This window comes from Mesorhizobium sp. SARCC-RB16n (assembly GCF_008520305.1).
In the GTDB taxonomy this organism is placed as follows: Bacteria; Pseudomonadota; Alphaproteobacteria; order Rhizobiales; family Rhizobiaceae; genus Mesorhizobium.
Genome location: NZ_ML703257.1, coordinates 76,742 through 89,572 on the forward strand (window position 1 = coordinate 76,742; position 12,831 = coordinate 89,572).

Sequence of the window (12,831 nt, forward strand, 5' to 3'; positions counted from 1 at the left end):
CCATACCTGATGCCAGGCTCCAGTCCGATGGATAACTGGTTCAGCAAGCGCATCGTCGACGACAGGACGACGATGCTGACCGAGCCGTTCGTGCACGGCTATGTGCGCGCCAACATCTGGCATTTCACCGGCCGCGACGCCGACCTTCTGGTCGACACCGGCATGGGCATCTGTCCGCTGGCGCCGCAGATTAGAACGACCGAAGGCAAGCCGCTTCTGGTCGTCGCCACCCATATCCACCTCGACCATGTAGGCTCGCTGCACGAATTTCCGCTGCGGGCCGGTCCAAGGATGAGCGCGGCGCAGTTCGAGAGCATGGATGAGGCCGCGACCTACGCCTACATGTTCCACGATCTAGAGGGCGCGGTCTCGAGATTGCCGGCGCCGGGCTGGAAATCGGCCGACTATACGATAGCGCCGGCCCCATTGACGCGCACGCTCGACGAAGGCGACGTGGTCGATCTCGGCGACCGCCGGTTTCGGGTGCTCCATCTGCCCGGGCACTCGCCGGATTCGATCGCGCTGTTCGACGAGGCCGATGGTGTGTTCTTCAGCGGCGACGCCATCTATGACGACACGCTGATCGACGACTTGCCGGATTCCGACAGGGCCGCCTATGCCAGCACGATGCGGCGCCTGCTCGACTTGCCGATCCGCATCGGCCATGGCGGCCACGGTCCGAGTTTCGACGGCAATCGCATGCGTGAAATCGCGTCGGCCTATCTGCGATCCGTAAGCGCGCTCTGAATTAAATCTTCGTAAGGTAGGGCAAAAACCCTAATTCAGGCCATTCCGGACCCTAGATACCTGATTGTCGATCCGGCCGGCCGCCATGTACGGCGAGACAGGCCACCCCGGTCGTCGACACGCTGACGGGTGCTTTCCCCCAGGAGCTGCCCGCGGCGCCGGATCAACTCTCGCCCGGACAGAACGACCATGTCACCCTTTGGTATTCTTCGTAGGCATCGCGTCGCCGCCCTGCTGGGCGCGGCGCTCATAATCTCCCCTGTCGTCGTCTCATTTGCTCAAAATGCCAGCAATCCCGGCTTGAGCAAAGTCGTTGCGACGACACAGACTCCTGTCGCCGGAACAACGGCTCCGAACGGATCGTTCGCGCCTATCGTAGCGTCGACCAAGCCCGCTGTCGTTACCGTCACGACGGTCATGAGGGCGCAGCCGCGAATCATGAGCGAAGGTTCGCCCGACGGTTCACCCTTCGGCGGCAATTCACCCTTCGATGACTATTTCCGTCAGTTCTTCGGCGATCAGGGCATGCCTGCTCCCAAGACGCCTCCGCAGCAACAGGGGCCGCGCGCCGAGGCGCTTGGTTCGGGCTTCATCGTCAGCGCCGACGGCACCATCGTCACCAACAATCACGTCGTCGACGGCGCCTCCTCGATCAAGGTCACGCTCGACGACGGCACGGAGCTTCCGGCCAAGCTGGTCGGTCACGACGCCAAGAACGATCTGGCCGTGCTCAAGATCACGGCCAGCAAGCCCTTGCCGACCATCAAGTGGGGCGACTCCGACAAACTGATGACAGGCGACCAGGTGCTGGCGATCGGCAATCCGTTCGGCATCGGCACCACGGTAACGGCCGGTATCGTCTCGGCGCGCGGCCGCGACCTGCATAGCGGGCCGTTCGACGACTTCATCCAGATCGACGCCCCAATCAACCACGGCAATTCCGGCGGCCCGCTGGTGGATGTCAGCGGCAATGTCGTCGGCATCAACACGGCGATCTATTCCCCTAATGGCGGCAGCGTCGGTGTCGGCTTCGCCATTCCGTCGGACCAGGCCCAGAAGGTGGTCGCCAAGCTGATGAAGGGCGGTAACATCGAATACGGCTATCTCGGCGTCGAGATCCAGCCGGTGACGCCGGACGTGGCCAGCGCCATCGGGCTCGATCATCCCGGCGGTGCCTTGGTATCTCAGGTCAATGACGGTTCGCCCGCGGCCAAGGCCGGTGTGGAGACCGGCGATGTCATCACCGGCTTCGCCGGGCAGGACGTCAAGGATCCCAAGGATCTTTCGCGGGCCGTCGCCGACGTCGCGCCGGGTGCCAAGGAAACACTGGCTGTCTGGCGCAAGGGCAAGGCCATGCAGATTTCCGTCGATGTCGGCCGCAACAGCGACGATGTGAAAACGGCATCGACCAGCGATTCCAGCGCGCCGAGCGCAGAACAGGGCTTGCGCGCGCCGGCCATCGGCCTCGGCCTGATGGACATCACACCCGATATTCGCCAGCAGATGAACCTGGCCGACAACGAGCACGGCGCGGTGGTCGCCAGCGTCAACCCGGACAAGGCCGCGGCAACCGCCGGCATCCAGCCCGGCGACATCATCGTCGCAGTCAACCAGGCGCCGGTGAAGAACGCCAGGCAGGTCACGCAAGCTATCGCGCAGGCCGGCAAGTCAGGCCGCAAGTCGGTGCTCCTGCTGGTCGAACGCGACGGCAACCAGATCTACGTCGCCGTGCCGTTCGCCAATGGCTGAGACCTGGTGCTGATTTAGATTCCAGTGTGACGGGCTTGCCAGCGACAGGCCCGCCACCGCGCCTACAGCTTGCGCAGCGCCACTTCCTCGATCAGGTGGTCGGCGCCCTTGCGCAGGATCAAGTCGGCGCGGGCGCGCGTCGGCAGGATGTTTTCGCGCAGGTTCTTCAAGTTGATGTTGGTCCACAAGCCCTCGGCGATGGCTCGGGCCGAATCCTCCGACAACTGCGAATAGCGGTGGAAGAAGGAGCCCGGATCGCGGAAGGCGGTCTCGCGTAGCCGCATGAAGCGGGAAATATACCACTGGTGGATCAGCTTCTCGTCGGCATCGATATAGATGGCGAAGTCGAAGAAGTCCGACAGGAAAGGCACGATCTTGCCGTCCTGCGGCAGCTTGCCCGGCTGCAGCACGTTGATGCCTTCGAAGATCAGGATGTCGGGCCGGTCGATGGTGACGAACTCGCCGGGGATGACGTCGTAGGTGAGGTGCGAATAGACCGGCGCGCGGACGTCGGGCAGCGCCGACTTGATGCCCGATAGGAAACGCAGCAGCGCGCCGACATCGTAGCTGTCGGGAAACCCCTTGCGTTCCATCAGGTTTTCGCGGCGCAGGACCTCGTTGGGTAGCAGGAAGCCGTCCGTGGTGATGAGGTCGACCTTGGGGCTCGACGGCCATCGCGCCAGCAATTCCTTCAGCACGCGCGCCGTGGTCGATTTGCCGACCGCGACCGAACCGGCGATGCCGATGATGAACGGCGTCTTGACGACATCGACGGCGTTGAAAAAGGCCTGGCGCTGCCGGAACAGAAGCTGGCTCGCCTCGACATGCGCCGACAAAAGCCGCGACAGCGACAGATAGATTCGCTTGACCTCTTCGAGGTCGACCGGGTCGTTGAGCGACCGCAGGCGGCGGAACTCGTCCTCGCTCAGCGTCAGCGGCGTGTCGGCGCGGAATTGTGACCATTGCTCGGCCGAGAAGAAGCGAAAGGGGGAATATTTCTCGGTTGGCGCGAGCTGATCCATCGAGATACCTGCCCTCCCTCGCGCTCAGCCCTTGGGCCGTGACGCCTTCTCGGCGATGCCCGAACGTCCGGTGCGGCTTTCGAGCTCCTTGAGCACGTCGTTCAGCGGAACGCCCGCTATGCTGAGAACGACGAGCCAATGATACATAAGATCGGCACTTTCCGAAACGAGGCCCTGTTTGTCGCCCTTGACGGCGGCAATCACGGTCTCGACCGCCTCCTCGCCGAGCTTCTGCGCCGCCTTGTCCATGCCGCGCGCGAACAGCTTGGCCGTCCACGAGTCCGGGTCGCCGGAATGGGCGCGGTCGCTGACGATTTTTTCCAGGTCGGAGAGCGAAAAGTCGGCCATGCCAGTCTATCTTCTTGTTTAAGCCTGCTCTTTTCCAAAAGCCGGTTCAAGGACCATGCTCTATGACCTGTTGCCCAGCGAGTCCAGCCGCATCGGCAGCCCGGCCTTGGCCATATGCGCCTTGGCTTCGGCGATCGTGTAGGTGCCGAAATGGAAGATGGAGGCGGCCAGAACCGCGCCGGCATGGCCGTCACGAATACCTTCGACCATGTGATCCAGCGTGCCGACGCCCCCCGATGCGATGACCGGCGCGCGCACCGCGTCCGATACCGCCCGCGTCAGCGCGATGTCGTAGCCGGCCTTGGTGCCGTCGCGGTCCATCGAGGTCAACAGGATCTCGCCGGCGCCGCGATGGACCATCTGGCGCGCGAATTCGACGGCGTCGATGCCGGTCTTCTCGCGCCCGCCATGAGTGAAGATCTCCCAGCGGTCGGCCTCGCCGGGGCCGGACACTTTCTTGGCGTCGATGGCGACGACGATGCATTGGTTGCCGAACTTGTCGGCGGCTTCGGCGACGAAATCCGGGTTCTTCACCGCGGCCGTGTTGATCGACACCTTGTCGGCGCCGGCCAGCAGCAATTTCCTGATGTCTGCAACCTGGCGCACGCCGCCGCCGACAGTCAGCGGCATGAAACAGTGTTCGGCGGTGCGGGCGATGACGTCGAAGATGGTCTCGCGATTCTCCGACGAAGCGGTGATGTCGAGAAAGCAAAGCTCGTCGGCACCGGCGGCATCATAGGCCTTGGCTGCCTCCACCGGATCGCCGGCGTCGATGAGATCGACGAAATTGACGCCCTTGACGACACGACCGTCCTTGACGTCCAGGCAAGGGATGACGCGGGCTTTGAGCATCAGCGCCCCTCTATCGTCGCAAGCAGGTCGTTGAGCAGCTGGCCGACCAGCGGCGGCACATCGGCCTGGGCATCGAAGGCTGGATCGTAAGCGGAAACGGTGATGCCGACGACCGGCACAGCAAGCACCATGGCGCAGGCCGCGTCGCGCAGCTGCTCCGGGTTTGGTCCGCCTGGGGTGACGTAGCGGTTGGCCTGCAGCTCGTCGGGATCATGCACGTCGAGGTCGAGATGCAGGTGCACGCTGTTGGCACCGGCGGCCTTCAGTTTTTCCGTTGCTTGCGCCACGCCGGGACATTCCGTCCGGATGACCGGCAATGTTTCGAGAAGTTTTTCCTCCGCAGGATCGAGATCGCGGGCGTTGACGAGCACGCAGCGCGCGGGATCGATCGGCTTGAAGCCGGGAATGGCCGCAGCCATCGGTCGCCAGCACAGGCCGAGCACCGCCGCCAGCGCCATGCCGTCGAGAAAGCCGTATACGGACGTCTCGGGCGTGTTGAGATCGCCATGCTGGTCGGCCCAGATGATGGCATCGGCGCCTTCGCCGGCGACCGCTCCGGCTGACGTCAGGCAGTTTCCGGCCAGCACGATGGGAAACCGCCCCCTGTCGCGGGCAATGCGGACCTCGCCCGAGACGGCGTTGCAGACGGCAAAACCGGTGGCGATCTCTCGTTCCTGGTCGTCGCCGACCCTGCCGATATCCTCGACCGTGACGTCATGGCCGGCAAGGGTCAGCGCATCGACGAGCCCGCCTGATATCAGCGCGTCGGGCCCCTGGCCCATGCCGCCGTGATAGTGGCCGCTGTCATAGGAGGCCAGGATGAGCGAGACTTTCACGACCGCGCCTCCGCCACCGGCCGGCCCTGCAGGATCGCCAGGGCCTCGGCGGGATCGATGCGGCCGTCATAGAGGGCGCGGCCCGAAATCGCGCCTTCGAGCTTTTGCGCATCGGGCATGGTCATGCGCACGATGTCGGCGATCGAGGCGAGGCCACCCGAAGCGATGACCGGGATCGACACGGCGTCGGCGAGGTCGATGGTGGCATCCCAGTTGATGCCGGTCAGCACGCCGTCGCGGTCGATGTCGGTGTAGATGATGGCGGCCACGCCGGCGCCTTCGAATTTCTTCGCCAGTTCGATGACGCCGAGGCTCGAGGCCTCGGCCCAGCCCTCGACCGCCACCTTGCCGCCCTTGGCGTCGATGCCGACGGCCACTTTGCCCGGAAACGCCTTGCAGGCCTGCCTGACCAGATCGGGATCGCGCACCGCCACCGTGCCGAGGATGACGCGGGCGAGCCCACGATCGAGCCAATCCTCGATCTGCTCCAGCGTGCGAATGCCGCCGCCGAGTTGTACCGGGTTCTTCGTTGCCTTCAGGATGGCGCCGACCGCGGCGCTGTTGACGCTCTGGCCCTGGAAGGCGCCGTTGAGGTCGACCACATGCAGCCACCCGAAACCCTGGTCCTCGAAGGCCTTGGCCTGCGCGGCGGGGTCATCGTTGTAGATGGTCGCGGTGGCCATATCGCCGTGCTTCAGGCGCACGCACTGGCCGTCCTTGAGGTCGATGGCTGGAAACAGGATCATATTTTCAGGCGCCTTCAACGATGACGAAATGACCTGATGAGGCGGCAAGCCGGAATTTGGAGGCATACTGATATTCAGGCGAATGATAGCATTCGACCGCCCTGTCGAAAGACTCGAACTCGACCAGCACATGGCGGTTGCCGGTAGGTCCTTCCGGGTTTTCGTGGCGGCCGGCCCGCACGGCGAATTTCGCGCCATACTTCGCGAAAGCCACCGCATTCGCCTCGATGTACTGTTCGTACAGTTCGGGGTCGCGGACATCGATCATCGCCATCCAGTAGCCCTTCTTGCTCATGGTGTTCAGGGCCTCCACCTCAGGAAATTCGTGATCAGCGCCAGGCCCAGTGCCTGGCTCTTTTCCGGATGGAACTGCGTGCCGGCGAGATTGTCGCGGGCGACCGTAGCCGTCACCGGGCCGCCATAGTCGGCAACCGCAAGGACCTCGTCCGGCTTTTTCGCATCGAGATGGTAGGAGTGGACGAAATAGGCATGCAGTCCCGTCGCGCCGGTCGGAATGCCGGAAAACAGCGGATGCTGACGCCTCAATTCGATCGTGTTCCAGCCGATCTGCGGGATCTTCAGCGCCGGATCGGCCGGCGTGATCTCCTTGACGTCGCCCGATATCCAGCCGAAGCCGTTGGTGACGGTCTTTTCGAGGCCGCGCTGCGACATCAGCTGCATGCCGACGCAGATGCCCAGGAAAGGCCGGCCCTTGGCGACGGCGACGTCTTCGACCGCGTCCCACATGCCCTCGACGGCACGCAGCCCGGCCGCGCAGTCGGCATAAGCCCCGACGCCGGGCAGGACGATGCGGTCCGCGGTGCGCACACGGTCGGCATCGGCCGTCAGGTCGATCTGCGCCGCAATACCGGCTTCACGCGCGGCGCGCTCGAAAGCCTTGGTGGCCGAGCGCAGATTGCCCGAACCGTAATCGATGATCGCAACCCGCATCTCAGCGCCGTCCCGGAATATGGGTCAGCCCCAGCGCCATGCCGGGCTGCGCCGGGCGCGCCAGAGCGGCATCCGGAACGATGCGCGGCGCGGGTGTCGCTTCATTCGAAAGCCCTTCGGCTTCCAGGGCATAGCGGATGTCGGCATCCCCGAGCCAGCCGGCCTCGACGACGCCCCATTCATGCCAGCCGCGGCGGCGCAGCGCCGCGATGCGCAAGCCCTGGCCCTCCAGCCCGACATAGAGCGAGACGAGCAGCGACAAAAGCGAGCCGGCGACACCGAGGCCAAGTTTCTGGCCGAGCATCGAAAGCACGCCCATGACGACAAAGGCGAGCGCTGCTTCGACCCACAGCCGGTGCCAGGCGAGCCACAGCGGCGGCACCAGCAGGCCCAGCCAGGTGAAACCGTCGCGGACCAGCGTCGTCGTGTCGACTTTCTCGCTGCGGCCAGGTGGCTCCATCACGACATAGGCGGTCATGAGGCTATCCCTTCAAAGAACCCTTGGTGGAGGGAACCGCGTCAGGCTGGCGCGGATCATACTCGAGCGCGGTGCGCAGCGCGCGCGCCACCGCCTTGAAGCAGGTCTCGGCGATATGATGGTTGTTGGCGCCGTAATGGTTGGTGACATGCAGCGTGATCCCGGCATTCTGCGCCAGCGCCTGGAAGAATTCACGCACCAGTTCGGTGTCGAAGGTGCCAATCTTGGGCGACGAGAACGAAACGTTCCAGACCAGGAAGGGACGGCCCGACACGTCGATCGCCGCGCGCGTCAGCGTCTCGTCCATGGCAAGGTCGATCGAGGCGTAGCGCATGATGCCGCGCCGCTCGCCCAGCGCCTTGGTCAAGGCCTGGCCGAGCGCGATGCCGGTGTCCTCGACCGTGTGGTGGTCGTCGATATGCAGGTCGCCCGTTGCCCTGACGGTCATGTCGATCAGCGAATGGCGGGAAAGCTGGTCCAGCATATGGTCGAAGAAGCCGACACCGGTGGCGATGTCCGATTTGCCTGTGCCGTCGACATGGATCGACACGGAGATGTCGGTTTCCCTGGTCTTGCGGCTTGCATCGGCGGAACGAGGCGCCATCACTCTATCCTTGTGCCTGCGGTTCAGATCGTGACCGGTTCACGCGATTCAAGCGCTCGCGGACTTGAAAACGAGAGCCTTCTATCAGCATGATCCGGCGATTGCCAGTTGCGATCCCGGTCGCTATCGAGCCGTTTGCAATCATCGGTCCCATGCATACATATGGCCGATCAAAGTCACTCGTACCGCGCCAATCGCCTTTTTGGGATGGCGCTGCTCGGAGCAGGAAATGTCCAATGAATTGACGATGCACGCCACGACGATCGTGACCGTGCGCAAGGGCAACAAGGTGGTGATCGCCGGTGACGGCCAGGTCAGCCTTGGCCAGACCATCATGAAGGGCAATGCCAGGAAAGTGCGCCGCATCGGCAAGGGCGGCAATGTGATTGCCGGTTTCGCGGGCGCTACAGCCGACGCCTTCACTCTGCTGGAACGGCTGGAAGCCAAGCTCGAACAATATCCCGACCAGCTGACGCGTGCTTGTGTCGAGCTTGCCAAGGACTGGCGCACCGACCGATATCTGCGCAGGCTGGAGGCCATGATGCTGGTGGCCGACAAGTCGGTTTCGCTGGCACTGACCGGCAATGGCGATGTGCTGGAGCCGGAACATGGCGTCATGGCCATCGGTTCGGGCGGCAATTACGCGCTGGCCGCGGCGCGCGCGCTGATGGACACCGACAAGGACGCCGAGGAGATCGCCCGCAGGGCGATGCAGATCGCCTCCGACATCTGCGTCTACACCAACAACAATTTTGTCGTCGAAACGCTCGATGCCGCCTGAGAAGGTCGGCCTTGATCCCGAAAAGTGGAAACCGGTTTTCGGAAAAGATCATGGCCGGACAAGAAGACAGGTATGATTTTCGGCCGGTGACCAGGAAGGACCTGCCGATGATCGCTGGCTGGCTGGCCGAGCCACATGTGGCCGAGTGGTGGGACGATCCCGAGACGGAAATCGCGGAGATTGCCGATCACATAGACTCGATTTCCGTCGAGCCGCTGATTGTCGAACTCGACGGCCAGCCGATCGCTTATATGCAGAGCTATGATCCGCATATGGAGGACGACCATCCCTATGCCGATCAGCCGTTCGGCACGCTCGGCATTGATCTCTCGATCGGCCGGCCGGAACTGGTCGGCATCGGCCATGGCTCGGCGATCGTGCGCCAGTTCGTCGAAGACCTGTTTAGGGAAGGCGTACCGCGCGTCGTCATCGATCCCGACCCTACCAACATCAGGGCCATCCGCGCCTATGAAAAGGCGGGATTCCGGGCCATTGATCGCAGGCAGTCGATCTATGGCGACGTCGTGCTGATGGCAATCGATGCCGAAGACGCGCAAGAGGGGTAATCCAGGGCATGGTCACATCCAGCGAGGACAAGAGCCTTTCGGCCTACGAGGACAGCTGGCGGATGGGGCTGCTGATCGTCGCCGGCCTGCTCGTCGCTCAGGCCGTCACGCTCTACCTGATGGGCCATCCGCCGATCTGCACCTGCGGCTATGTCAAGCTGTGGCATGGCGTGGTGAACAGTTCGGAAAATTCCCAGCACATTTCGGACTGGTACACCTTTTCGCACATCATCCACGGCTTCCTGTTCTATGCGCTGGCCCGGTTCCTGTTCCCGCGCTCGCCCATCGGCTTGCGGCTGGCGTTCGCCGTTCTCATCGAGGGCGGCTGGGAAATCCTCGAAAACAGCCCGTTCATCATCGAGCGCTACCGCGCCGGCACCATCTCGCTCGATTATTACGGCGACAGCATCATCAATTCGGTGTCCGACACACTGGCCATGGTGCTGGGATTTGTCATGGCGCGAATGCTACCTATATGGGTGATCGTCAGCCTCGCCCTTCTCTTCGAACTGGGCACCGGCTACCTCATCCGGGACAATCTTACACTCAACGTGATCATGCTGCTGCATCCGTTCGAGGCCATCAAGCAGTGGCAAAGTGGAATTTAGTGATATGAGCACATTTTCTCCCCGCGAAATCGTTTCGGAACTCGACCGTTTCATCATCGGCCAGAAGGACGCCAAGCGCGCCGTGGCCATCGCCTTGCGCAACCGCTGGCGCCGCCAGCAGCTCGAAGGCCAGATGCGCGAAGAGGTGATGCCGAAGAACATCCTGATGATCGGGCCGACCGGCGTCGGCAAGACCGAGATATCGCGCCGCCTAGCGCGGCTCGCCGGCGCGCCTTTCGTCAAGGTAGAGGCGACCAAGTTCACCGAGGTCGGCTATGTCGGCCGCGACGTCGAGCAGATCATCCGCGATCTGGTCGAGATCGCCATCGGGTTGGTGCGCGAGAAGATGCGCGAGGACGTGAAAGCGCGCGCCCATGTCAACGCCGAGGAACGCGTTCTGGAAGCGCTGGTCGGCAAGACGGCGAGCCCGGCCACCCGCGACTCATTCCGCAAGAAGCTGCGCGAGGGTGAACTCGACGACAAGGAAATCGAAATCGAGGTGGCCGACACCGGCAATGGCGGCATGCCCGGCTTCGAGATTCCCGGTATGCCGGGCGCCAATATCGGCGTGCTGAACATCAACGACATGCTGTCGAAGGCGATGGGCGGCAAGAAGACCAAGCTGCGCAAGACCACGGTGAAAGAGTCCTACGACCTGCTGGTCAGCGACGAGTCCGACAAGCTGCTCGACCAGGACGAGGTGGTGCGCCGTGCGCTCGACGCGACGGAGAATGACGGCATCGTCTTCCTCGACGAGATCGACAAGATCGCCGCCAGGTCGGACATTTCCGGCGGCCCTTCGCGGGAAGGCGTGCAGCGCGACCTGCTGCCGCTGGTCGAGGGTACGACGGTGGCGACCAAATACGGGCCAGTGAAGACGGACCATATCCTGTTCATCGCTTCCGGTGCCTTCCATGTCTCCAAGCCCTCCGACCTGCTGCCGGAACTGCAGGGCCGCCTGCCGATCCGCGTCGAGCTGCGTGCGCTTGAGAAGGAGGACTTCGTTCGCATCCTGACCGAGACCGAAGCGAGCCTCATCAAGCAGTATATCGCGCTGATGAAGACCGAGGGCGTCGAGCTGACCTTCACCGACGACGCCATCGATTCGCTCGCCGGCGTTGCCGTCGATCTCAACGCCAGCATCGAGAACATCGGCGCGCGGCGGCTGCAGACGGTGATGGAGCGGGTGCTCGACGATATCTCCTACGATGCGCCCGACCGCAACGGCACGGCCGTCACCATCGACGCCGCCTATGTCCAGAAGCATGTCGGCGACCTCTCCAGAAACACGGATCTGTCCCGGTTCATCCTTTGAACGGCAGCGCCGGAGTAACAACTTCCGGCAGAAGCCATGTGTGGCCAGATGGTACCATCTGGCCACCTTTCGTCTCGCCGGATGACTGGGCGCTCTCGACTCGACCAAGCGCTTTACCTAGTTTGCGCGGCAATTCTCTAGGCGGCGGCGCATGAAAAAACTCATCCCAGTCATTCTCGGCTTGACGCTGGCGGCGACGCTGTTCGCCGCCGATGCGGCGACATTGGTGCCGGCGGGAAACCGCAATGCCGAGCAGCCCGACATTCCAGGCGCCTCGAGCCGCCGCACGCAGGCGACCAACACCACCTTTCAGGCGAAATACCGCAAGGTTTATGCGCTGCTGCAGAACGACGCCGATCTGCGCGCCAAGATCAAGAAGGCGGCGAGCGCCTACGGCATAGACCCCATGCACATCGTCGGCGCCATCGTCGGCGAGCATACCTATAATGTCGACGCCTACGACCGGCTGCAGACCTATTACGTCAAGGCGATTTCCTACCTCTCGAGCAAGCTGTCCTTCGCTTATGACGGCGAAGACGTGAGCGATTTCGTGCAGCGGCCGGAATTCAAGAAATGCGCCGCGATTTCGGACAGCTACGATCTGTGGGAATGCCGCGAGCAGGTCTGGAACCATTCGTTTCGCGGCAAGACCGTCGGCGGCGAGGATTTCCCCGACAACCGTTTCGGCGCCACCTTCTTCCAGCCCTACTATGCCGGCCAGACCTTCGGTCTAGGCCAGCTCAACCCGTTGACCGCCTTGCAGATGAGCGACCTCGTGCACAAGGTGTCCGGCCTGCCGGAGCTCGACGTCTCCGATCCCAATTCGGTCTACAAGACCATTATGGACCCCGACCTGACGCTGCCCTATGTCGCAGCGACGATCAGGAAGTCGATCGACGCCTACAAGAGCATCGCCGGCTTCGACATTTCGGGGAATCCGGGACTGACCGCCACGCTCTACAATGTCGGCAATCCGGAACAGCGCGCCTATGCGCTGAAGGCGGAGAACGACAAGCGCCGCGCCGCCGGCGAGCCGGAAAAGCTGCCGGAAGAGAATTATTACGGCTGGCTGGTAAACGACAAGCTGGCGGAGCTGAAGGCGCTGTTTTAGCGCGAGAGGATGCGCTGACATTAACTTGCCGACGCTGCGCCGCCCCTCATTGTCCTGCCGGACATTTCTCCCCGTATAGTGACCAGGGGAATCGCATATGACGTTTTGGGAGTTGAA

General features: G+C 63.1%; 16 protein-coding genes. 7 read left to right on the plus strand and 9 right to left on the minus strand.

Going from position 1 to position 12,831, the window contains the following annotated elements:
* Nucleotides 1-27 precede the first annotated feature (27 nt).
* Together C7I87_RS05380 and C7I87_RS05385 are read left to right on the plus strand one after the other, a co-directional pair.
* Nucleotides 28-747 (plus strand): MBL fold metallo-hydrolase, encoded by a 720-nt coding sequence (locus tag C7I87_RS05380; RefSeq protein WP_149903234.1) that lies wholly within the window; start codon nt 28-30, stop codon nt 745-747.
* 189 nt (nt 748-936) lie between these two features.
* Nucleotides 937-2,496, plus strand: a complete 1,560-nt coding sequence (locus tag C7I87_RS05385; protein WP_149903235.1) for a DegQ family serine endoprotease — start codon at nt 937-939, stop codon at nt 2,494-2,496.
* 62 nt (nt 2,497-2,558) lie between these two features.
* Here C7I87_RS05385 and coaA read toward each other — a convergent pair whose 3' ends face one another.
* Genes coaA through hisB form a run of 9 tightly spaced genes read right to left on the minus strand, consistent with a single transcriptional unit; the run spans nt 2,559 to nt 8,333 of the window.
* On the minus strand, nt 2,559-3,518 hold the full coding sequence (gene coaA / locus C7I87_RS05390) for a type I pantothenate kinase (protein WP_149903236.1): 960 nt from the start codon (nt 3,516-3,518) through the stop codon (nt 2,559-2,561).
* Between the two features lie 24 nt (nt 3,519-3,542).
* On the minus strand, nt 3,543-3,866 hold the full coding sequence (locus C7I87_RS05395; RefSeq protein WP_149903237.1) for a phosphoribosyl-ATP diphosphatase: 324 nt from the start codon (nt 3,864-3,866) through the stop codon (nt 3,543-3,545).
* Nucleotides 3,867-3,926: 60 nt separating this feature from the next.
* Entirely contained in the window at nt 3,927-4,718 is a 792-nt protein-coding gene (gene hisF / locus C7I87_RS05400; RefSeq protein WP_149903238.1) for an imidazole glycerol phosphate synthase subunit HisF, read from the minus strand.
* Nucleotides 4,718-5,554 carry an arginase family protein gene (locus C7I87_RS05405; RefSeq protein WP_149903239.1) on the minus strand — a complete coding sequence of 279 codons (837 nt, stop codon included), beginning with the start codon at nt 5,552-5,554 and terminating at the stop codon, nt 4,718-4,720. The genes hisF and C7I87_RS05405 overlap by 1 nt, the downstream gene beginning before the upstream one ends.
* Nucleotides 5,551-6,300 (minus strand): 1-(5-phosphoribosyl)-5-[(5-phosphoribosylamino)methylideneamino]imidazole-4-carboxamide isomerase, encoded by a 750-nt coding sequence (hisA, locus tag C7I87_RS05410; RefSeq protein ID WP_149903240.1) that lies wholly within the window; start codon nt 6,298-6,300, stop codon nt 5,551-5,553. Before hisA ends, C7I87_RS05405 begins: the two co-directional genes overlap by 4 nt.
* 4 nt (nt 6,301-6,304) lie before the next feature.
* Nucleotides 6,305-6,595 (minus strand): DUF1330 domain-containing protein, encoded by a 291-nt coding sequence (locus C7I87_RS05415; RefSeq protein WP_149903241.1) that lies wholly within the window; start codon nt 6,593-6,595, stop codon nt 6,305-6,307.
* A 5-nt stretch (nt 6,596-6,600) separates the two neighbouring features.
* Nucleotides 6,601-7,251, minus strand: coding sequence for an imidazole glycerol phosphate synthase subunit HisH (gene hisH, locus C7I87_RS05420; RefSeq protein WP_149903242.1), 651 nt, complete (start codon nt 7,249-7,251; stop codon nt 6,601-6,603).
* 1 nt (nt 7,252) lies between these two features.
* Nucleotides 7,253-7,729: a DUF2628 domain-containing protein gene (locus C7I87_RS05425; protein ID WP_149903243.1), complete on the minus strand. Its 477-nt coding sequence runs from the start codon at nt 7,727-7,729 to the stop codon at nt 7,253-7,255.
* Between the two features lie 4 nt (nt 7,730-7,733).
* Nucleotides 7,734-8,333: an imidazoleglycerol-phosphate dehydratase HisB gene (hisB, locus tag C7I87_RS05430; RefSeq protein WP_149903244.1), complete on the minus strand. Its 600-nt coding sequence runs from the start codon at nt 8,331-8,333 to the stop codon at nt 7,734-7,736.
* A 229-nt stretch (nt 8,334-8,562) separates the two neighbouring features.
* Between hisB and hslV the strand changes: the two genes are divergently transcribed.
* The 5 genes from hslV to C7I87_RS05455 all read left to right on the plus strand — a co-directional run bounded on the left by hslV (nt 8,563) and on the right by C7I87_RS05455 (nt 12,714).
* Nucleotides 8,563-9,114: an ATP-dependent protease subunit HslV gene (gene hslV / locus C7I87_RS05435; protein WP_015314580.1), complete on the plus strand. Its 552-nt coding sequence runs from the start codon at nt 8,563-8,565 to the stop codon at nt 9,112-9,114.
* 50 nt (nt 9,115-9,164) lie between these two features.
* Nucleotides 9,165-9,680: a GNAT family N-acetyltransferase gene (locus tag C7I87_RS05440; protein WP_149903245.1), complete on the plus strand. Its 516-nt coding sequence runs from the start codon at nt 9,165-9,167 to the stop codon at nt 9,678-9,680.
* 8 nt (nt 9,681-9,688) lie between these two features.
* Nucleotides 9,689-10,288: a DUF2585 domain-containing protein gene (locus C7I87_RS05445; RefSeq protein ID WP_149903246.1), complete on the plus strand. Its 600-nt coding sequence runs from the start codon at nt 9,689-9,691 to the stop codon at nt 10,286-10,288.
* Nucleotides 10,289-10,292: 4 nt separating this feature from the next.
* Nucleotides 10,293-11,603 carry an ATP-dependent protease ATPase subunit HslU gene (hslU, locus tag C7I87_RS05450; protein ID WP_149903247.1) on the plus strand — a complete coding sequence of 437 codons (1,311 nt, stop codon included), beginning with the start codon at nt 10,293-10,295 and terminating at the stop codon, nt 11,601-11,603.
* 151 nt (nt 11,604-11,754) lie between these two features.
* Nucleotides 11,755-12,714, plus strand: a complete 960-nt coding sequence (locus C7I87_RS05455; RefSeq protein ID WP_149903248.1) for a DUF1402 family protein — start codon at nt 11,755-11,757, stop codon at nt 12,712-12,714.
* The last annotated feature ends 117 nt before the right edge of the window (nt 12,715-12,831 follow it).

Excerpts from the sequence above, each read along its gene's own strand:
- C7I87_RS05380 (WP_149903234.1), top strand. The coding sequence starts at position 28 with ATGGATAACTGGTTCAGCAAGCGCATCGTCGACGACAGGACGACGATG.
- C7I87_RS05385 (WP_149903235.1), top strand. The coding sequence starts at position 937 with ATGTCACCCTTTGGTATTCTTCGTAGGCATCGCGTCGCCGCCCTGCTG.
- coaA (WP_149903236.1), bottom strand. The coding sequence starts at position 3,518 with ATGGATCAGCTCGCGCCAACCGAGAAATATTCCCCCTTTCGCTTCTTC.
- C7I87_RS05395 (WP_149903237.1), bottom strand. The coding sequence starts at position 3,866 with ATGGCCGACTTTTCGCTCTCCGACCTGGAAAAAATCGTCAGCGACCGC.
- hisF (WP_149903238.1), bottom strand. The coding sequence starts at position 4,718 with ATGCTCAAAGCCCGCGTCATCCCTTGCCTGGACGTCAAGGACGGTCGT.
- hisA (WP_149903240.1), bottom strand. The coding sequence starts at position 6,300 with ATGATCCTGTTTCCAGCCATCGACCTCAAGGACGGCCAGTGCGTGCGC.
- C7I87_RS05415 (WP_149903241.1), bottom strand. The coding sequence starts at position 6,595 with ATGAGCAAGAAGGGCTACTGGATGGCGATGATCGATGTCCGCGACCCC.
- hisH (WP_149903242.1), bottom strand. The coding sequence starts at position 7,251 with ATGCGGGTTGCGATCATCGATTACGGTTCGGGCAATCTGCGCTCGGCC.
- C7I87_RS05425 (WP_149903243.1), bottom strand. The coding sequence starts at position 7,729 with ATGACCGCCTATGTCGTGATGGAGCCACCTGGCCGCAGCGAGAAAGTC.
- hisB (WP_149903244.1), bottom strand. The coding sequence starts at position 8,333 with ATGGCGCCTCGTTCCGCCGATGCAAGCCGCAAGACCAGGGAAACCGAC.
- hslV (WP_015314580.1), top strand. The coding sequence starts at position 8,563 with ATGTCCAATGAATTGACGATGCACGCCACGACGATCGTGACCGTGCGC.
- C7I87_RS05440 (WP_149903245.1), top strand. The coding sequence starts at position 9,165 with ATGGCCGGACAAGAAGACAGGTATGATTTTCGGCCGGTGACCAGGAAG.
- C7I87_RS05445 (WP_149903246.1), top strand. The coding sequence starts at position 9,689 with ATGGTCACATCCAGCGAGGACAAGAGCCTTTCGGCCTACGAGGACAGC.
- hslU (WP_149903247.1), top strand. The coding sequence starts at position 10,293 with ATGAGCACATTTTCTCCCCGCGAAATCGTTTCGGAACTCGACCGTTTC.
- C7I87_RS05455 (WP_149903248.1), top strand. The coding sequence starts at position 11,755 with ATGAAAAAACTCATCCCAGTCATTCTCGGCTTGACGCTGGCGGCGACG.